This is a genomic window from Methylomonas sp. MED-D (genome assembly GCF_050276835.1).
Lineage (GTDB): Bacteria > Pseudomonadota > Gammaproteobacteria > Methylococcales > Methylomonadaceae > Methylomonas > Methylomonas koyamae_A.
This window is the reverse complement of sequence record NZ_CP189965.1, coordinates 260,501-279,598: the sequence shown is the minus strand read 5'-3', so window position 1 is coordinate 279,598 and position 19,098 is coordinate 260,501. Positions and strand designations below refer to the sequence as shown.

Genomic DNA, 19,098 nt, shown 5'->3' with positions numbered 1-19,098 from the left:
CGGCCGGTATTTCTCCAGTCAGCGCTGGACTCGCTAGCCGAGGAAGGCCGATAATCCGTGATCCGCAAAACCGGCCTTCGCCCCGCCACCAAAACACCATGTCCAGCTCAACCACTTCCAACCCATTAGACCTCGCTTGCTTTCCAAGCAACTACGTCGAAGCGCGCCAGGGCTGGCTAGCGGCGGCGGAATTAAGCTTGCATTGCGAGAGTTTGGATTTTCCCTGTCCCGGCCAAGGACCGGACGGCGCGGCCTTATTCACGGACAGCATTTGGATAGGACCAGCCGATGCCGAACAAGTGGTGGTGATTCTGGCCGGCACCCACGGCATCGAAGGCTACGCCGGTTCGGCGGTACAAACCGATTGGTTGCACCGTTTGAGTGCACAACCCTCGCTGCTGCCCAACGGTGTCGCATTAGTGCTGGTGCATGCATTAACGCCGTGGGGTTATGCCTGGTCGCGTCGCTGCGATGCCGACGGCGTCGATTTGAACCGCAATGCAATCGATTTCTCCCTACCGCCACCCGACAACCCGCATTACCGCGAACTGCGGCCGATCTTGTTCGAAGCCGATACCGGCCGCCGCCAACAAGCGTTCGCCGAATTCGCCGCCCGCCACGGTCGAACCGCGCTGGAAATCGCGATCAGCGGCGGGCAATACCTCGATCCGCTCGGGCCTTTTTACGGCGGCCGCGCGCCGGCTCACGGCCGTAAGGTATGCGAAGCGTTGATTTCTCGCTATCAACTCAATCGGCGCCGGCTGGCGGTCGTCGACATCCACACAGGACTAGGAGCCTACGGTTACGGAGAAATCATCTGCGACCACGCGCCGAACAGCATCGGCTCGACGCTTGCAAAAACTTGGTACGGCGACGCGGTGACCTTACCGGCGGCCGGCACCTCGAGTTCGGTACCAAAATGGGGTTTGCTGGATTATTTGTGGCACGCGGCAATCGGCGATGCCGGTTGCTACGTCACACTGGAGTTCGGCACCTACGCCACCGATGCGCTGTTCGATGTCTTGCTGCAAGATCATTTGCTTTGGGCGCAAACCGGCAACGACGCGGCTCGCCTGATCCACCGCGACGCGATGCGCCGGCATTTCTGTCCGGAGGACCCGGTCTGGCGCGAACAGGTACTGTTTCGCGCCCGTCAGGTTATCGGCCAAGCACTAGCCGGGCTGGCACGATGACGACCGCGATACGCCCGGCGCTGCCGACCGATCTGGAGGCGCTGGTCGCGCTGGAAAACGCCAGCTTCGCCACCGACAAACTCAGTCGGCGCAGTTTTCGGCATTGGCTGACCAACGAGCATCGCGCCCTGCTGGTCGGCGAATTCGAACATCGGATGGCGGGCTACATTTTGATCATTTACCATCCCGGCACCCGATTGGCGCGAATTTACTCGCTGGCCGTGGCGCCGGAGTTGCGCGGCCACGGCATCGCCAAGGCCTTGATGACCGCCGGCGAACAAGCCGCTCGCGACGACGGCAGGCTTTATCTGCGCCTGGAAGTCAGCGTCGATAACGCGGCGGCGATCAAGCTCTACGAAGCGCTAGGCTACCAGCGTTTCGGGGTCTATCGCGATTATTATCAGGATCACAAGGACGCGCTGCGCTATCAAAAACGCATCCGCCGTTACCGCGACAAACCGCAGCACCGCTCGGTGCACTGGCTCAGACAAACCACGCCGTTTACCTGCGGGCCGGCCGCGCTGATGATGGCGATGCACGCCTTGAACCGAACCTACCAGCCGTCGGCCGACGAAGAAATCAATCTTTGGCGCGAGGCCACCACAGTCTTCATGACCTCCGGCCACGGCGGCTGCCACCCGCTCGGTTTAGCGCTGGCGGCGGGCCGGCGCGGTTTTCACGTGGAAACCTGGATCAACCAAACCTCGACCTTGTTCATCGACAGCGTACGCAGCGACGAGAAAAAACGCGTCATCGAACTCACTGATCAATATTTCAAACGCGAAGCCGAGCGTCGGCAAATACCGGTACATTACGCCAGCATCAGCCAGGCCGATCTAATCGCCGCGTTCGAGACCGGTGCAATTCCCTTGATTCTGATCAGCACCTATGCGATGGACCGTAAGAAAGCCCCGCATTGGGTCGTCATGAGCGGCTACGACAACGATTGCTTGTACATGCACGACTCCGACCCCGACGACGGCCGGCAAAGCGACCTGGATTGCCAGTTCATCCCGATCGCCCGCGAGGATTTCGAGCGGATGTGCTGTTTCGGCAAATCCAGGCTGCGGACGGCGGTGATTTTAAAACCCGACTCCGCTCTCGCTCACAAAACCCAATAAACGCGAGCCGCGCCGAAACCGGCATCGAAAAACGCCGCCAGTTTCGACAAATTTCGAGCTGCATTTTCAATTGGCCCAAGCGCCGGTCTTGCGTGCTTTTTAGGGCGAAGCTCCCTCTCGCGGACAGGCGTGTCGAGCCGTAAGGAGTTAAATCAAGGCGAACCGCCTCTGTGCGTTTGCCGCCCAGTTAACCCTCCGACGGAGTACGCGAATCAATGACGTTGTTTCCGACAACCGACCAAATACTCGCTCAGACTGACCGTCAAGCTGCTGTCTCGATCCATATCCGCGAAGCGGCGCAATACTTCGCCATCACTGTTGCCCAATGCGGTCACGGCGAACTCCTCGCTGCTTAACGCACCGCTGGCATCAGCATCAGCCAAATTGAAAACTTCGGTTTCCAAAGTCAGCGCCTTCCCGGTCTTGCCGACGACGAATTCGCTAAGCGAAATGTCGGCGCTATCATCCGCATCCAGTTCGTCGAAACGAGTGTCGGTCAAACCGGCGATATAGGTCTGGTACTCAGCCAAGGTCAAGTCGTCGGCGGTGTCGGTATTGGCAGCCTCGAACTCGGCGGTCCGTAGCGCGGTTTGCGACGATTTGGCGTAAGCCGGCGCACTGCCGACCAACGCGATCAAGAGACTGGAAATCAGCCATGCTCTAGTCATGATTAAAACTCCTGGTTTTCGTTGGAATGTGGCGACGGCAACGCCGTCGCCGGTAGCCGGCCAAACCGAATAGAGGGAAGTTGCGACTTGACCGGCCAACGAAATACTAGAAGACATCGCCTTCGACGGGGCCACCGAAAAGGTAAAAGCAGGTAAAACTTTGTTAACCGCCGTTCCAACGCCAAAGTCGCGGCAGGCTCGAACCCAAAACTTGGTTCGCATCCATTGTAAGCGAGGATTGCAACGAAATTACTTGCGTGGACAGCCACGCCGACCACACTTGCACGACATTCAGCGATACCATCGCTGCTTCGGGCCGTTTTTTCGAGATTGGCTAGCGCACCGTCCAGGCTAGAACGATTGCGTTAAGGACAGTGGAAAATGCCTAAGGGCGCTGTAGATATGGGGCCGAGACGGTTTGATATCCCTTCGCGGCGCCAGGAAGTCAGTTCAAGTGCTTAAGAAGTCAATTGAAAACGAGTGGCAACGCCGACGATCTATTTTTACCGTAACTCACGGCATTCAGCTCCCCTTGTAATCGTGAAAGACAAACCATCGGTGCCAAGCATTTAAAAAGTTGGCGCCAGCCATCTCCTCCAGTTTGTAACCCGGGTACCACGGCCGATGGCGAGGGATGAAAATGCTGATTTCCCTACGCGTCCGCAGCCGCTATACCTGCGCGTACACTCCGCCGGGGAAATCATCTGCGAAGTCCAAAGCACGCCGATAGCATCCGCCACCAGATGCGGGCCGCCTTCAGCATTCCGTTTGCGCTCTAAAATCCAGCTGGTAATAGCTTAGCAGGGCAAGTTTAAATTGATCTCAACAAAGACAATTCCGGAACAACGCTGAAGTTTTCAAATGCCCTGAACCGTTTCGAGCCAGGGAAGCGGCGTGATCCACGTTGTCAGGCAACCGCCGGTTTTATACTTGAGACTATCGATGACAATTGACAATCACGAGGGATTTTCAATCATTTTGGAATGGTCGGAGTGAGAGGATTCGAACCTCCGGCCCCTGCCTCCCGAAGGCAGTGCTCTACCAAGCTGAGCTACACTCCGATGCCGTCTTGGATGGCTTATTCTAACAAAGATGGGTAGCTTCGGCGCAAGCTTTTCGCTAACCAGAACCGAATCGAGTAAGGAGAGGGAGTTTAGCGCCGCCCATCTGGATAGCGAAGCTGGCACCAAACCGGATGCGGCTCATAAAAGGCCGCCGACATCTCGGCGGCCTTTCTCCGCATTAAATAATGCTAACTTCTTCGGCCTGCGGACCTTTAGGGCCGCGACCCAATTTAAACTGCACGTGCTGGCCTTCGTCCAAGGTTCTGTAACTGTTGTTCGGGTTCAGAATGTTTTTGAAATGAACGAAAACGTCCGGGCCTTGTTTTTGCTCGATAAAGCCGAAGCCTTTATCCGCGTTAAACCATTTGACGACGCCGGTGGTGAAAGTAGTAGACATGATAAGTCCTAGAAAAATATTAAAATTTGGCCTGCGATAGGCCGGTAACGCTGGTAAATGCTGGAATTACTAAATGAAGAACAAGGACGAATGTCTAACTTACCGACACCGATTTGATAAACAAAGGTAAAAACGTATTTTCTAGCTGACCTTATTCTAGGCTGATTCGCCGGCTTGTCAATCTAATTCGTGTCTTTAAACGAGAGATGACGTACCCTGACATTATTTGTTGGAGGATTTTAGCTTTGACGACCATTGCGGCCTGGATACGCCCCTTGCTTCGCTTTGGGTACTACGCGGAAGCCGGTGCCGCTATCCTGTTTTTCGGCAGCCTGGCCCATTCGCCAGATTTGCACGACGCCGGCGTTGCAGCGTTGGCCGAATTGATCGAACAAGGCTACCGAGTCCCCAGCGAAAATGATCCGGTACGAGTGTTTCCGACATTAACGAACGGCCAATTCAGCGCTAGCCATGCCGGCGGCTGGCGACCCGGCGCCATTTACCTGCGCCAGCAACCGCAAGGCGGTTTGGATGCGGCAGTCTATCTGCGCCACGAGCTGTTTCATGAAGCCAGCCATCGCAGCTGCGGGGGACTTTGGCCGACCTGGATCGAGGAAGCCGCCGCAATGCGCTTTAGCGGCGAACTATCCAACGTCGATGCCCCGTCTCAACTCAATGCTGCCGAGTTGGAAGCCCTAGCGGCAGACATCCGCTCCGGCAATCAATTGAGCGCTAAAGCCAGATCGTTACTGGGCCGCCTCGCGGTGACAGCTGAATGGCCGGCGCGCGCCTGTGGCGCGCCGCCACAATGGCAATCTTGGTTGGGCTCCAATGCGAGCGCGGGAGCAGGCTACTTACTGATGAACTTGATTTCGGGGCGGATTTTGGACCAAGGCGGTGACTCGCAAACCGCTTTGCCGCCGGGCTCGTTATTGAAGATTCCCTATGCGGCCGCATTGCGAAACGCCAATCCGGAAGTGCTGACCACCGAATTAGCGACCAGCGACACCGACAAATTGCTACAACGCCGCGCCCAATTTCAACCCGACCTTTACCGACGATTTTTGCCGGAAGCTTCGCGGCCAGCTCCACCGACAGCCCAGATTGACGACCAAGGTTGGCGCGTGTTTTTAGGCGAACGCGACGCCGACGGCCGCTTCCCGATCGTCGCCGACTTGCCCGAATTGGCGCTGACCATGCGAGCCGCCATGTTAAGCCAGCCCAGCTATTTTCAAGGCCTAGCCCAAAACGGTAGTCTTCCGGGTTCGACCTTGGCCGCTCGTCCCGACTCCGAGCTAGCGATATTGCGCCGATTACAGGCAATGGCAAAAACCGGCACGGTCTCGAGCGCGGACGGCCAAGCCGAGATCGGTCATCTGATGGTGGCCTGGCCGGCCGGACATCCGGTCTATTTAGCGGTTTTCCGCCAGCGCGGCGTCAACGGCGCCGGCGTCCTAGCCTATGCGTCGCCGCGGCTGCAACGCTGGCAACAACAATATCCCGCCGAATTCGCCGCCGTCCGGGTACGCTTACTGTCCGCCACCGAACGCAATAGCTGGCAAGCCGACGCAGACTGCCCGGAACTGAACGGGCCGGCCGGACGATTTAGCCGTTGCGGGTCGTTTACACTGGTATCCAGCGCGCGCGGCAGTCGTTCCGTTCGCTTGATTGCGGGTCTATTGAACGACGTCGGCGACGGTCCCGACATTTTGGAAACCGACGCGGAAACCTATGCCGATGGCGTTTTGTCAGCCGAGGCGCAAACCTTGACCGGCAGTGCCCGCCGAGCGATGCGAGCCCTCGTGATTTGGAACGGCAGCCACGGCAAGCATCGCCACTCGGAGAGTCAGGCTCTGTGCGATACCACCCATTGCATGGTGTTTCTGGGCGAGGCGCCAAACGCCCATTCCCGTAGCGGAGAGCGAACCGACCCCAACTTGTTGCGATTACTGGATGCGCTGGCGGACGGACAAACTTGGCTGCCCTTCGCCAACGGCGGCGACCGACGCTGGATTCGCCAAATCGCGGCCGCGGAATTGGAAGGCCGTTTCGCGGAACAACGCATCGACGCTATCCGCCGCGAACGCCGCAAAACCGGCGAATTGTTGGTCCGCCTATACTATCCGGAAAGCGAGGAGGTCCTAGCCTGCGAAGTATTCCGCAATACCCTCAAATTGCCGTCCTGCCCGGACCGGATCGAAGCACTCAGTGGCGGGAGGGGCTGGCAATTCGAAGGCGTGGGCAGTGGCCACGGCCTGGGATTGTCGATATTGCGCGCCCAAGCCCTGGCTGAAGCCGGTTACAGCGCCGAACAAATATTACGCGACGCCTTTACGGCGGCCGGCGAATAATCCGGCGCGTGACGTCAAACGCATTCGGCTGCGTCACTCCAACGACAAGCGGTAAGGCCGCATTGGCGAAGCGTTAAAACCTTCCCGCCGATAAAAGTCTTGCGCCGCCGCATTCTCCGCGTCGGTTAACAAGGTAATCCGGCGGCAACCGCCGGATTTGGCGTGTGCGATGGCCGCTTTCAGCAATCCTTGGCCTATCCCCGACCCGCGCCGATTCGCGGTCACCACCATATCTTCCAGCCATGCCACGCGCCCGCCGAGCGCCGTGGACACCGTGTATAGCAAGCTGACCATGCCGACAGGCCGGCCGTCTTCCCGCGCCACCAGGATTTCGCCGATCGTCGGATCACCTATGATGGCCGCCAACCCTCGCTGTTGCGCCGTCGAATCCGGGCAAAATTCGGCTTCTTGATCGAAGAGCTCAGTCAACAAATCGCTTAGGACCGCGATGTCGGCCGCACAGGCCAAATCGATCCGCATAGTGTCGTCTCCTAATTCGAATCGGCCAGTGTAACCGAATTTTCCGAGTAACCATCAGCGCTGGTCGGTTGCCATCCGCCGCGTTCGAGGGGGCTTTTGGAGTATAATCGCAGTATTTTTTAATCCCTTAAAATGGCTTGCGACGTGACGACGACCAACACTGATGTCTCTACTTTTCAAGGCCTGATTCTGACCTTGCAACAATACTGGTCGGAGCAGGGTTGCGTGTTATTACAACCCCTGGATCAGGAGGTCGGCGCCGGTACCTTCCATCCCGCGACATTTTTACGCGCCATAGGCCCGGAGCCTTGGAACGCGGCTTACGTCCAACCTTCGCGCCGCCCCACCGACGGCCGCTACGGCGAAAACCCCAACCGCCTGCAACATTACTATCAGTTCCAGGTCATCATGAAGCCGTCGCCGGACAACATCCAGGAATTGTATCTGGGTTCTCTGCGCCATCTAGGCCTGGATTTGCTGGAGCACGACATCCGCTTCGTCGAGGATAACTGGGAGTCGCCGACCCTGGGCGCCTGGGGGCTGGGTTGGGAGGTCTGGCTAAATGGCATGGAAGTCACGCAGTTTACCTATTTCCAACAAGTCGGCGGCCTGGAATGCAAGCCGGTCAGCGGCGAGATCACCTATGGCCTGGAACGTATTGCCATGTATCTGCAAGGCGTGGAATCGGTGTTCGATCTGGTCTGGACCCGCGGCCCGCAAGGCGTAGTGACTTACGGCGACGTATTCCACCAAAACGAAGTGGAAATGTCGGCGTTCAACTTCGAACACGCCAACGTCGATTTTCTGTTCCAATGCTTTGATACCTTCGAAGCGGAATGCCAAAAACTGCTCGAACAAAACCTGCCCCTGCCCGCCTACGAAATGGTCTTGAAAGCCTCACACTCATTTAACTTGCTCGATGCGCGCCACGCCATCTCGGTCACCGAACGCCAACGTTACATCTTGCGCGTGCGCAATCTGGCCAAGTCGGTCGCCGAAGCCTACTATGCCCGCCGCGAAGCGCTGGGTTTCCCGATTCTGGCCAGACAGGGAGCGTAATCATGAGCACCAATGATTTGTTATTCGAGCTGGGTGGCGAAGAACTGCCTCCAAAATCCTTGAAGAAACTCAGCCAGTCTTTGCTGGACGGCATGGTCGCCGGCTTGAATGACGCCGGCTTGAAATTTAGCGAGGCCAAGGCCTACGCGACACCACGCCGTTTGGCCGTGATCATCCGTAACCTGGACAGCCAGCAGGCGGATAAGGTGGTCGAAAAGCGCGGCCCAGCCTTGCAAGCGGCCTACGGTCCGGATGGCGCACCAAGTAAGGCGGCACTGGGCTTTGCGTCCAGTTGCGGCGCCGGCTTCGAGCAACTGGAAAAACTGGAAACCGATAAAGGTTCCTGGCTGATTTTCAAACAGGCTGTCAAAGGTCAAGCGACCTCCCAGCTTATCCCCGACATCATCCGCAAAAGCCTGGCGCAACTGCCGATCGCCAAGCGCATGCACTGGGGCAATTACGACCACGAGTTCGTGCGACCGGTGCACAATGCGGTGCTGCTATTCGGCGACGACATTATCGAGGCTGAGATCCTGGGCTTGAAGACCGGTCGTCATAGCTTCGGCCACCGCATGCATGCACCAGCGCCGATCGAGCTAAGCCATCCCAATGAATACGTGGACAAACTGTTGGCGGCGAAAGTGACGGTCGATTTCGAACAGCGCATGCGGCAAATCGAAACCGGCGCCCAGCGGGCGGCGACCGAACTGGGCGGCATCGCGCATATCGAGGCCGATTTGCTGGAAGAGGTCGCGGCCTTGAACGAGTGGCCGGTGCCGGTAGTCGGCAATTTCGATGCCCGCTTCCTGGAATTGCCGCAGGAAGTATTGATCACGACTATGCAGTCCAACCAGAAGTACTTCCCAGTCAAGAATGAAAACGGCGGCTTGCTGGCGCACTTCATCACCTTTGCCAACATCGAAAGCTCCAATCCGGCGGCGATACGCGCCGGCAATGAACGCGTGGTGTTGCCGCGCTTGGTCGATGCCGAATTCTTCTGGAAACAAGACCGCAAGCAATCCCTGGCCGATCGCGTCGACAGCCTGAAAACCATCGTCTTTCAAAAAGACTTGGGCACCTTGCTCGACAAGACCGAGCGCATCGCCCATCTGGCCGGCTTGATCGCCGAAAAACTCGGCGCCGATGTCGCGTTGGCGAAACGCGCGGCCTTGCTGGCGAAAACCGATTTGCTGACCAATATGGTGAGCGAATTTACCAACCTGCAAGGCACGATGGGCCGTTATTACGCGGCGGCGGACGGCGAGGACTTAGCGGTCGCTAACGCCCAGGAAGAACAATATTTCCCGAAACAATCCGGTGGCGAGATTCCCAAGGCGGCTATCAGCGTGGCGCTGTCCGTGGCGGAAAAAATCGACACCCTGGCCGGCATTTTCAGCGCCGGACTGATACCAACCGGCGACAAAGACCCTTATGCCCTGCGCCGCGCCACCTTGGGCATTTTGCGGACCTTGATCGAAAACGGCCTGGATTTGGATGTCGTCGAATTGCTGGATGCCGCGCTGGCGCAATTCAGTCATACATTCGACAAGGCCGAAACCCGAAACAAGGTGACTGGCTTCATCTTCGATCGTCTGAAAGGCTATTGCTTGGATCAAGGTTTCAGCAACGACGAATTCGAAGCGGTATTCGCGGTTAACCCGACCCGTCCGTTCGATTTCTGGTTGCGGATTAAAGCGGTGCAGTCCTTCCGCGCCTTGCCGGAAGCCGAAAGTCTGGCCGCCGCCAATAAACGCATCATCAATATCTTGAAGAAGTCCGAACAGCCGGTTTCGGAAACCATCGGTAATCTGGCCGAAGCACAGGAAAAAAATCTACTGGTTGCCGCCGAGGAATCGGAAACCGCGATTCTGCCACTGCTGGCCGAGCGCAATTATCCGCTGGCGCTGAGCCGCTTGGCGCAGCTACGCGATACGGTCGACGCGTTTTTCGATCACGTCATGGTCAACACCGACGACATAGCATTGCGCAACAGTCGCCTAGCCTTGCTGGCCAAATTGTCCAACCAGTTCTTGCGGATCGCCGACATTTCCAAGCTGCAAGCGTGACGGACCGTTATGTCATCCTGGATCGAGACGGCACCATCAACGTCGACTCGGATACCTTCGTCAAGTCGCCGGGAGAATGGCAACCACTACCCGGTAGCCTGGATGCCATCGCCTTATTGAGCCACCATGGTTTTAAAGTCGTGGTGATCAGCAATCAATCCGGCGTGGCGCGCGGCCTGTTCGATCTCGCAACGCTGGAGGCGATACACGCCAAGATGAAACAGTTGGTAATCGACGCGGGCGGCAAGATCGAAACAATCTATTTCTGCCCGCACGGGCCCGACGATGCCTGCGATTGCCGTAAACCCAAGGACGGGCTATTTCGCCGCTTCGCCGCCGACTACCGCGCCGACTTGAGCAAAATCTACGCGGTCGGCGACTCGTTCCGCGACCTGCAAGCCGCCGAAACGGCCGGCGCCAAGCCTATCCTGGTCAAGACCGGCAAGGGCCTGAAAACCATGCAAGATCATCCAGAACTTTACTGTCCTATCTTCGACACTCTTTATGACGCAGCCAACTTCATCGTCACGCAAAGCTGATTTCCGAGTCTATTTGGGCTCCACCCTATTCTTTATTTACATTCTGTTTTCCACCCCGATTGTCGGCGTACTGATACTGGCGGCAATACCGTTGTCTTTCGAGCTGCGGTATCGAATCGCCGATATCTGGATAAACTACCTGATGTTTATGCTTAAGCTTTGTTGCGGTTTGAGTTGCCAGGTGGAGGGATTGGAAAACGTTCCCAAGGATCGCGCGGCGGTGATCCTGAGCAAGCATCAATCGGCCTGGGAGACTATCGCGCTACGTCAGTTTATCTCGCCGCAAACCGCTGTCTTGAAAGAGTCGTTATTACGCATCCCGTTCGGCGGCTGGGGCTTGGCAACGCTAAAACCAATTGCGATCGATCGAAGCGCGCAAAAAGAGGCACTGAAAATGTTGTTGGAACAAGGCACTGCGCGCCTCAAGGAAGGTCTGTTTGTGTTGGTGTTTCCGGAAGGCACTCGTGTCGCGCCAGGCGACTCCAAAAAATTCAACGCCGGAGGCGCGATGTTGGCGCAAAAATCCGGTTTTCCGGTAATACCGCTGGCTCACAATGCCGGCGAATTTTGGCCGCGCAACAGTTTTTTGAAATATCCCGGCGTAATTAAAGTCAAGATAGGGCCGACTATCGAAGTCACCGGCAAAACCGCTAAAGAGATTAACGCCGCTGCGGAAGAATGGATTGGGAATGCCATGACGGAGATTTCCGCCGAGAGCGCTTGATTTTTGAAGAGGATATTAGGAAAAAACCATAAACAAGGCCCGCCGACAGCGGGCCTTGCCGTTAAGCTTTAGAGCTGTACGGAAGTAGAGCTTGAAACTTTTTGTTTGGATGCGTCCGGATCGTCCATGCAACCACTCAGGCCAACCAGCATCAGGGTGATCGCCAACAAAGACAGTACTTTTTTCACAATATCCTCCAAATGAATGTTTTTTATATTTTTTCGTGTACGAAATCAAAAAAGAATTAAGCACGGCGAAACTTATACAGACTAAAGCCGATTTTCGCAAACAAAATATCTTTAGAGAACGGTTTCAGAACAAATAAGGCCCGCATAAAGCGGGCCTTATAAAAGGATTTTGCTAAATCCCTAACTACGATCAGTTGACGCCTGAACCTTGTTGGGCAGGAGTACCGTAGTTTTTTGGTTTTGGATTACCTTGGTCCGGGTCGTCCATGCAGCCGCTCAAGCTAACAATCATCATCGCCATCGCAAGAAGAGACAAAACTTTTTTCATAACATCCTCCGAATAAAAATGTAGGTTTTTATAGTTCTCGTGCACAAATCTCGAGCACCAGGATTTTATAGCATGATCATTCTCGGCTTGCAACACCCCTTATATTCATAGCGAATCGATGTCTTTTGGCAGGCTAATCTTGATTTCCTTACCGGACCAGGCCGCCGAACCTATCGCCTCCCAATCTCCAGATAAGTTATTATTTCTTAGATCTTTTTCCCAAGAAGACGGTGCACGGGTTCGCTTCATTTTGATGATGAATTGGGTGTTTTCCAAATCCAGTCCGGACTTTTTTCCCCAAAAAGCGGTGACCTTCATGATGAATTTCTTGAGCCTGACTTCGTCGATATTCGGGGTCACGGCGATGTTAGCCCACATCGAATGCACCCGCCCCCAATTGGGCGCCAGTAAGCGTCCTTGCCGATTCACAAACGGTAACCAGAACTCTTCGCCATCGGCGTTCAGATAAGTGATGCCGAGAATGCGATCGTAGCCTTCGAAGTGGTCGTGCAAGTAAAGCGCGTGAGGAGTAATGCCTAGAAAGGTATGCGAGAGCATTAAAATCCCGTTGCTCGCGTCGGTCAACATGCCGGCCAGCATCGTTTGCCGGGTGTCGACATGCAAGCGATATAGCAAACCGTAATGGATGCTGCTGTTGAACTGAAAAAACAACAGCACCACTACGACTTTGGCAATCTTGTGAATTCGGCTACGCGCCGGCGTCGCATGCTCCGGCTCGAAGACTCGCTCATACCAGGAAAACGCTACGTCCGGCGCCGTCTCTGTAACGCAGCTCACGTCGCAGACCAGACGGGCACGACTGTCGGCGATCGCACGATAGCGTCGATATAACCAACCGTGCAATAGCGGGAGATTCATCAGCCAACCGATTGGGGCAGGATAGGCCATTGCGATCAGGATTTGCGCATAGGTATCGACGCCGGCATACACACGCCCCTCGCTATCCACCGCGTAGAGATCGGTTAGCAATTGCTGTTCGTCCAATTCGGCCAACGCGGGATATTCGATTGCATGCACTTGGGCCGGCTTGAATTCGACACGGCGTAAAACGTCGAAATGAGCGAGCGTCAACACCGTGCGATTGCACAGAGGGCATTGCCGGTCGTAGAACACCGTCAGCTTGGTCTTGCCTCTCAGCCAAGTACCGATGCGCCGATACCAGGAAAACGGCATGACTAAGACATAGAAAATCAACATACCCATACCGAACGGATAAATATTGAACGACAAGCTGATGCCCAGATGCAGCGCGACGCCGATCAAAAAGTACAGCGGCCGCAATCGTCTTAAAAAGTAAAAAAACGGGAAGCTGAATTGGAAGACGATGATGGTGTAGCCTATAAATTTTTGCAGGCTTTCGATATTCAGCAACCAAGCCAGATCGACGGCCGAAATATAATACGGCATTGAGGAAGGCAACCAGGCACCCAACCCGTTCCGCCAGTGCTCGGCAAACATTTTATGGATGGCGGAATCAAAATAGAGCAGACCTAGACAGATCGAAACCGGCAGAATATAGACTAACGCTGACACTTGCTCCACTCGTGTGCGGTCGTAAATAGCAAACGGCGCCCGCAATTTACGGAGGAGCGCATCAATAGCAAACGCCCTATCCATCGGCATAAACATCAAGAAAAAATTGCCGCCTATCATGAACAAATCGAAGCCGCCGTCGAAATCACGCTGCATCGGCGTGAAGTTGACGAAAATCAGCCATAACAGATAGTTGGCGACGCTGGCGGCTTGACAGCGGTAGCCCACCGCCAAACACAGCGCGACAACGGCCCAGAGCCACAGGGCGAATACGATCATCGGAAATTCGACATCGAGAAACGGGATGGGGTCGAAGATCAAATGATTGAAATAGATCAGAAAGCACACTTCCTGAAGCGTGACCAGACCGAACAACATGCGAAACAGCCCCACGCCCGTGGCTGGAACTCGCTTTGAGTAAAGCGTTGCGAATTTGGAAACAAGGGCTCTATACATGTTTGATCGAAACGGCGAAAGAAAAAGATCAGGAATTATAAGGTATTGCAACCTTCCTCCCGAATTTTTGGCAAAAAAAAGGCGGCTACGGATCAATCCGTAGCCGCCTTTTCCAGAAAAGCTTGTTCGTAACCGAACTGTCTTATTCTTCGTCTTTAGGTTCGGCAAACACCCATTTTACGAAAAAATATCCGGCAGCGATAATCACTACCGCGCCGATCATGCCTGAAGGTTCTTTCAGCATTTCTGTTAAGTCTAAGATCGCTCCCATGGGTGCCTCCTACCTAAATAAGTTAATTGTTATAAAATGTGCCAGTTCGTTGGCGGTCGAGCATCATATGTTACTTTAGCTGCTTGCAAAGTCAAGCAATTGGTGGGTGATTGTTAAAGATCGCGGTGCAATTGCCATCCAGAGAGAATATGAGTAGTATGGGCGCGTGTTAATTTCATAACAATAACAATAGTCATAGGGGAGAAATCATGATAGGCGGCATAGTAATGGTTTTAACGGCGATCTGGGTCTACCAGACCATGATGAAAGCCAAAAAGAGCAATGTGCTCATGTGGGTAGCCGCATGCGTGGTGGTGTTTTTCGCGGTCGAATTCGTTGCCCAGATCTTTTGCATTGAAATCATCGACGCATTGGGCGGCAAGGATATAGGCGACAGCTACGATCGCGATTTAGCTAGCGTCAGCGACAGAAGAACCCAGGAAAACCCCGGCGGCTTCTTCGTCAACAGCTTGTGCGAATTATTCCCGTCGGTTGCCGGCGTTCTAGCCGTGGCCGCCATCCGCACGCTAGTCATTTTGAAGGAAGCGCCGACACCGGCCAACCTGTTTAGCGGTATCAAGGAAATGCTCATTAGCATTAAAGACAGCTTTAAAACCTCCAGCAATTAATCGCCGCGCGTAAGCCCTAAAGCCTGAATTTGGGCTTACGCGCCGTCCCACCGGTACTGATCATCCCGTGACTAGCGAGACCACCGTCACGATGGCGAAAACAAACAGTACCGTCGCAATTAGTCCCACGATGATATAAGCCGGTAGCGAACCGTGCTTGAAATCAATTTCCCGGTTCTTGTTGCTTTGTACGCCGATTCCGGCGGCGAGCACGCTTTTGATAACATGTAACATGCTGGGTTTCGACATTTTTCCCCTCGGTGTTTAAAACGGATTCCTTGATGGCATCGCCCACTCCGAGTCGGTAACCACTCTTATTCTTCGGATCGATGAACAGAACACAACCATTACACGAGCTCTTGTCACAACGGATACTGTTTCTGGACGGTGCAATGGGCACCATGATACAGAGCTACAAGCTGAGCGAAAAGGATTATCGTGGCGCGCGTTTTGCCGATTGGCCGGTCGACCTGAAGGGCAACAACGATTTACTGTCGATCACCCAGCCCGACATCATCAAGGCGATACATAAGGCGTATTTGGACGCCGGCACCGATATACTGGAAACCAATACCTTCAATTCCACCCGAATCGCGATGGCCGATTACCGGATGGAAGACCTGGCTTACGAGATCAACGTCGCATCCGCGCGGGTTGCCAAGCAAGCCGCCTTGGAGGCCAGCGCGCTCACCCCGGACAAGCCTCGCTTCGTCGCCGGTGTATTGGGCCCGACCAACCGCACGTCGTCGATGTCGCCCGACGTCAACGATCCCGGCTTCCGCAATACTACCTTCGACGATCTGGTCTCTGCCTACAGCGAAGCGACTGAAGGTCTGATCGATGGCGGTGCCGACATCATCCTGATCGAGACCGTATTCGACACGCTGAATGCCAAGGCCGCGATTTTTGCGGTCGAACAGACTTTCGACAAAATTGGTTACAAATTGCCGGTGATGATTTCCGGCACCATCACAGACGCCTCGGGTCGCACCTTGTCCGGTCAGACTGCGGCGGCGTTTTGGTATTCGCTGAAGCACGTGCAACCGGTCTCGATTGGCTTCAACTGTGCTTTGGGTGCTCAGGAGCTTCGTCAATACATCGAAGAGTTGTCTAACATAGCTGACACTTACGTTTCGGCGCACCCTAATGCCGGCTTGCCTAACGAATTCGGCGAATACGACGAAACGCCGGAAATGATGGCCGCTGAATTGGCCGACTGGGCCGCCAGCGGTTATTTAAACATCATAGGCGGCTGCTGCGGTACCTCGCCGGACACCATTCGCGCCATCGTCGCCGCGTTAGAAAAATATCCGCCGCGTAAGATTCCCGAGTTGGAAAAGCGCTGCCACCTGGCCGGGCTGGAAGCGATGAGCATCGGGCCGGAAACTTTATTCGTTAACGTCGGCGAGCGTACCAACGTTACCGGTTCGGCAATCTTCAAAAAAATGATCATTGAAGAACGCTACGAGGAAGCCTTGGAAGTTGCTAAACAGCAAGTCGAAAACGGCGCGCAAATTATCGACATCAACATGGACGAGGGTATGCTGGATTCGAAAGCCGCGATGGTGCGGTTTTTGAACTTGCTAGCTGCCGAGCCGGACATCGCTAAAGTACCGATCATGCTGGATTCCTCAAAATGGGAGATTCTGGAAGCAGGTCTGAAATGTATTCAGGGTAAAGGCATTGTCAACTCGATTTCCATCAAGGAAGGCGAGGAAGCATTTATCAAGCATGCCAAACTGGTGCGCCGTTACGGGGCCGCCGTGATTGTGATGGCGTTTGACGAACAAGGCCAAGCCGATACGATGGCGCGCAAGGTGGAAATCTGTAGCCGCGCGTATAAGATTTTGACTGAACAAATCGGCTTCCCGCCAGAAGACATCATCTTCGACCCGAATATCTTCGCAGTCGCCACTGGCATCGAAGAGCACAACAACTATGGTGTGGACTTTATCGAAGCTACCCGCATCATCAAACAAACTCTGCCGCATGCTTTGGTTTCCGGCGGCGTTTCTAACGTGTCGTTTTCCTTTCGCGGTAACAACCCGGTGCGGGAAGCGATACACGCGGTGTTCCTCTATCACGCTGTCCACGCCGGTATGGACATGGGTATCGTCAACGCCGGACAGTTGGCTATTTACGCCGATATTCCGGAAGAACTGCGTAACGCCGTCGAAGACGTTATCCTGAATCGCACGCCTGAAGGCACTGAAAAACTACTTGAAATTGCCGAAAAATATCGCGGCAGTGGCCAGGCAGCTAAGGTAGAAACCCTGGAATGGCGCGAATGGCCAGTCAGCAAGCGTTTGGAACACGCGTTGGTCAAAGGTATCGCCGATTACATCGAAGAAGATACCGAAGCAGCAAGGCTAGAAGCCGAAAAACCGCTGCATGTCATCGAAGGGCCGTTGATGGACGGCATGAACGTCGTCGGCGACTTGTTCGGCGAGGGTAAGATGTTCCTACCGCAAGTGGTCAAATCGGCGCGGGTCATGAAAAAAGCCGTAGCCTATCTGATGCCGTTTATGGATGCGGAAGTCGATGGCAGCGAACGGCAAACCAACGGCAAGGTGCTGATGGCCACGGTAAAGGGTGACGTACACGATATTGGCAAAAACATCGTCGCCGTGGTTCTGCAATGTAATAACTACGAAGTTATCGACTTGGGCGTGATGGTGCCCGCTGAAACCATTTTGAAAACCGCGCGTGACGAAAAAGTCGATGTAATTGGTCTCAGTGGTTTGATTACCCCATCGTTGGATGAAATGGTACACGTCGCCAAGGAAATGCAGAGGCAGGGCTTTACAATCCCCTTGATGATAGGCGGCGCCACCACGTCGCGCGCCCACACGGCTGTCAAAATCGAACCCAATTACCAAGCCGCGCCGACCGTTTATGTCACCGATGCTTCGCGCGGTGTCGGCGTCGTTAGTGCGCTGTTAAGCGAAGACTTGCGAGCCGACTTCGTCGAAAAAACCCGCGAAGAATATGCCTTGGTGCGCGAACGCCATAAAGGCCGGCAAGCCAAGAATCCACAGCACGATTTGGCGGGTGCACGGAAAAATCGATTCGATTACGCCGACCACCAGCCGGTTAAGCCTAAATTTTTGGGTACCAAGGTCGTCACTGATTTGCCGCTGGAAACATTGGTTGGCTACATCGACTGGTCGCCATTCTTCCAGACTTGGGAGTTGTCCGGCAGCTACCCGGCCATCCTCAATGACCACGTGGTTGGCGTCGAAGCCGCGAAGTTATTCGAAGATGCGCAAAAAATGTTGCAACAACTGGTCAGCGAGCAATGGCTGACCGCCAAAGCCGTGATCGGTTTCTTTCCCGCCAATAGCGACGGTGACGACATCGTGCTGTATACCGACGACAGCCGTAAAGAGCAACGGGAAGTGTTGCATCATTTGCGGCAGCAAAATGTCAAGGCGCCGGGTCGGCCCAATTACTGTTTGTCCGATTTCATCGCGCCGGTCGGCAGCGGCATTGCCGATTATCTGGGCGGCTTTGCGGTTACCTCAGGTATCGGCATCGAAACTAAGTTGGCTGAATTCGAAAAAGATCACGACGACTACAGCTCCATCATGCTGAAAGCCTTGGCCGACCGTTTGGCCGAAGCCTTTGCGGAATACATGCATCAAACCGTACGCCGCGATTACTGGGGGTATGCCGAAGATGAAAAGTACGACAACCATGCCCTGATCGAAGAAGCCTATCAGGGCATCCGTCCGGCGCCCGGCTATCCGGCTTGCCCCGATCACACCGAAAAGGCCAAATTGTTCGAATTGCTGAACGTCACCGAAAATACCACGATAGCACTGACCGAAAACTTCGCGATGTACCCAACCGCGGCGGTCAGCGGTTGGTATTTCTCGCATCCGCAGTCGCAGTATTTCAATGTCGGCAAAATCGATCGCGACCAACTGGAAGATTATGCGCGGCGCAAAGGCATCAACGTTGAAGTGGCCGAACGTTGGCTGGCGGCACATTTAAACCACTAAGCTTGG

The 19,098-nt window shown here is 54.9% G+C and carries 16 protein-coding genes and 1 tRNA gene; 9 read left to right on the top strand and 8 right to left on the bottom strand.

Annotated elements, in window-relative coordinates; translation table 11 throughout:
* Nucleotides 1–98 precede the first annotated feature (98 nt).
* On the top strand, nucleotides 99–1,193 hold the full coding sequence (locus ACQE3E_RS01235; RefSeq protein ID WP_313729298.1) for a DUF2817 domain-containing protein: 1,095 nt from the start codon (nucleotides 99–101) through the stop codon (nucleotides 1,191–1,193).
* A complete protein-coding gene (locus ACQE3E_RS01230; protein ID WP_313729299.1) occupies nucleotides 1,190–2,314 on the top strand; it encodes a GNAT family N-acetyltransferase/peptidase C39 family protein in 1,125 nt (374 codons plus the stop codon). The genes ACQE3E_RS01235 and ACQE3E_RS01230 overlap by 4 nt, the downstream gene beginning before the upstream one ends.
* 212 nt (nucleotides 2,315–2,526) lie before the next feature.
* On the opposite strand, the gene ACQE3E_RS01225 is transcribed toward ACQE3E_RS01230, so the two are convergent.
* The 3 genes from ACQE3E_RS01225 to ACQE3E_RS01215 all read right to left on the bottom strand — a co-directional run bounded on the left by ACQE3E_RS01225 (nucleotide 2,527) and on the right by ACQE3E_RS01215 (nucleotide 4,443).
* On the bottom strand, nucleotides 2,527–2,982 hold the full coding sequence (locus ACQE3E_RS01225; RefSeq protein ID WP_139306335.1) for a hypothetical protein: 456 nt from the start codon (nucleotides 2,980–2,982) through the stop codon (nucleotides 2,527–2,529).
* Nucleotides 2,983–3,966: 984 nt separating this feature from the next.
* Nucleotides 3,967–4,043, bottom strand: a tRNA-Pro gene (locus ACQE3E_RS01220).
* A 181-nt stretch (nucleotides 4,044–4,224) separates the two neighbouring features.
* Nucleotides 4,225–4,443, bottom strand: a complete 219-nt coding sequence (locus ACQE3E_RS01215; RefSeq protein WP_064025375.1) for a cold-shock protein — start codon at nucleotides 4,441–4,443, stop codon at nucleotides 4,225–4,227.
* 245 nt (nucleotides 4,444–4,688) lie between these two features.
* Here ACQE3E_RS01215 and ACQE3E_RS01210 point away from each other — a divergent pair, with 245 nt between their 5' ends.
* Entirely contained in the window at nucleotides 4,689–6,794 is a 2,106-nt protein-coding gene (locus ACQE3E_RS01210; protein WP_313729300.1) for a hypothetical protein, read from the top strand.
* Nucleotides 6,795–6,827: 33 nt separating this feature from the next.
* Here ACQE3E_RS01210 and ACQE3E_RS01205 read toward each other — a convergent pair whose 3' ends face one another.
* Nucleotides 6,828–7,274, bottom strand: a complete 447-nt coding sequence (locus ACQE3E_RS01205; protein WP_313729301.1) for a GNAT family N-acetyltransferase — start codon at nucleotides 7,272–7,274, stop codon at nucleotides 6,828–6,830.
* A 144-nt stretch (nucleotides 7,275–7,418) separates the two neighbouring features.
* Here ACQE3E_RS01205 and glyQ point away from each other — a divergent pair, with 144 nt between their 5' ends.
* Genes glyQ through ACQE3E_RS01185 form a run of 4 tightly spaced genes read left to right on the top strand, consistent with a single transcriptional unit; the run spans nucleotide 7,419 to nucleotide 11,662 of the window.
* A complete protein-coding gene (glyQ, locus tag ACQE3E_RS01200) occupies nucleotides 7,419–8,333 on the top strand; it encodes a glycine--tRNA ligase subunit alpha (RefSeq protein WP_064026492.1) in 915 nt (304 codons plus the stop codon).
* Nucleotides 8,333–10,399 (top strand): glycine--tRNA ligase subunit beta, encoded by a 2,067-nt coding sequence (glyS, locus tag ACQE3E_RS01195; RefSeq protein ID WP_409521105.1) that lies wholly within the window; start codon nucleotides 8,333–8,335, stop codon nucleotides 10,397–10,399. Before glyQ ends, glyS begins: the two co-directional genes overlap by 1 nt.
* A complete protein-coding gene (gmhB, locus tag ACQE3E_RS01190) occupies nucleotides 10,396–10,938 on the top strand; it encodes a D-glycero-beta-D-manno-heptose 1,7-bisphosphate 7-phosphatase (RefSeq protein ID WP_313729303.1) in 543 nt (180 codons plus the stop codon). The genes glyS and gmhB overlap by 4 nt, the downstream gene beginning before the upstream one ends.
* A gap of 13 nt (nucleotides 10,939–10,951) precedes the next feature.
* Complete coding sequence (locus ACQE3E_RS01185) at nucleotides 10,952–11,662, top strand: lysophospholipid acyltransferase family protein (protein ID WP_313729304.1); 711 nt, start codon at nucleotides 10,952–10,954, stop codon at nucleotides 11,660–11,662.
* A gap of 378 nt (nucleotides 11,663–12,040) precedes the next feature.
* Here ACQE3E_RS01185 and ACQE3E_RS01180 read toward each other — a convergent pair whose 3' ends face one another.
* The 3 genes from ACQE3E_RS01180 to ACQE3E_RS01170 form a co-directional block, all read right to left on the bottom strand.
* Nucleotides 12,041–12,178 carry a hypothetical protein gene (locus ACQE3E_RS01180; RefSeq protein ID WP_168030184.1) on the bottom strand — a complete coding sequence of 46 codons (138 nt, stop codon included), beginning with the start codon at nucleotides 12,176–12,178 and terminating at the stop codon, nucleotides 12,041–12,043.
* Nucleotides 12,179–12,283: 105 nt separating this feature from the next.
* Nucleotides 12,284–14,188: a DCC1-like thiol-disulfide oxidoreductase family protein gene (locus ACQE3E_RS01175; RefSeq protein WP_313729305.1), complete on the bottom strand. Its 1,905-nt coding sequence runs from the start codon at nucleotides 14,186–14,188 to the stop codon at nucleotides 12,284–12,286.
* Nucleotides 14,189–14,330: 142 nt separating this feature from the next.
* Nucleotides 14,331–14,459, bottom strand: a complete 129-nt coding sequence (locus tag ACQE3E_RS01170; RefSeq protein ID WP_255189959.1) for a hypothetical protein — start codon at nucleotides 14,457–14,459, stop codon at nucleotides 14,331–14,333.
* Nucleotides 14,460–14,668: 209 nt separating this feature from the next.
* Between ACQE3E_RS01170 and ACQE3E_RS01165 the strand changes: the two genes are divergently transcribed.
* Entirely contained in the window at nucleotides 14,669–15,088 is a 420-nt protein-coding gene (locus ACQE3E_RS01165; protein WP_064026312.1) for a hypothetical protein, read from the top strand.
* A 60-nt stretch (nucleotides 15,089–15,148) separates the two neighbouring features.
* Here ACQE3E_RS01165 and ACQE3E_RS01160 read toward each other — a convergent pair whose 3' ends face one another.
* Entirely contained in the window at nucleotides 15,149–15,337 is a 189-nt protein-coding gene (locus ACQE3E_RS01160; protein WP_064026314.1) for a DUF2970 domain-containing protein, read from the bottom strand.
* Between the two features lie 80 nt (nucleotides 15,338–15,417).
* Between ACQE3E_RS01160 and metH the strand changes: the two genes are divergently transcribed.
* Nucleotides 15,418–19,092, top strand: a complete 3,675-nt coding sequence (gene metH / locus ACQE3E_RS01155) for a methionine synthase (RefSeq protein WP_427501154.1) — start codon at nucleotides 15,418–15,420, stop codon at nucleotides 19,090–19,092.
* Nucleotides 19,093–19,098: the final 6 nt, after the last annotated feature.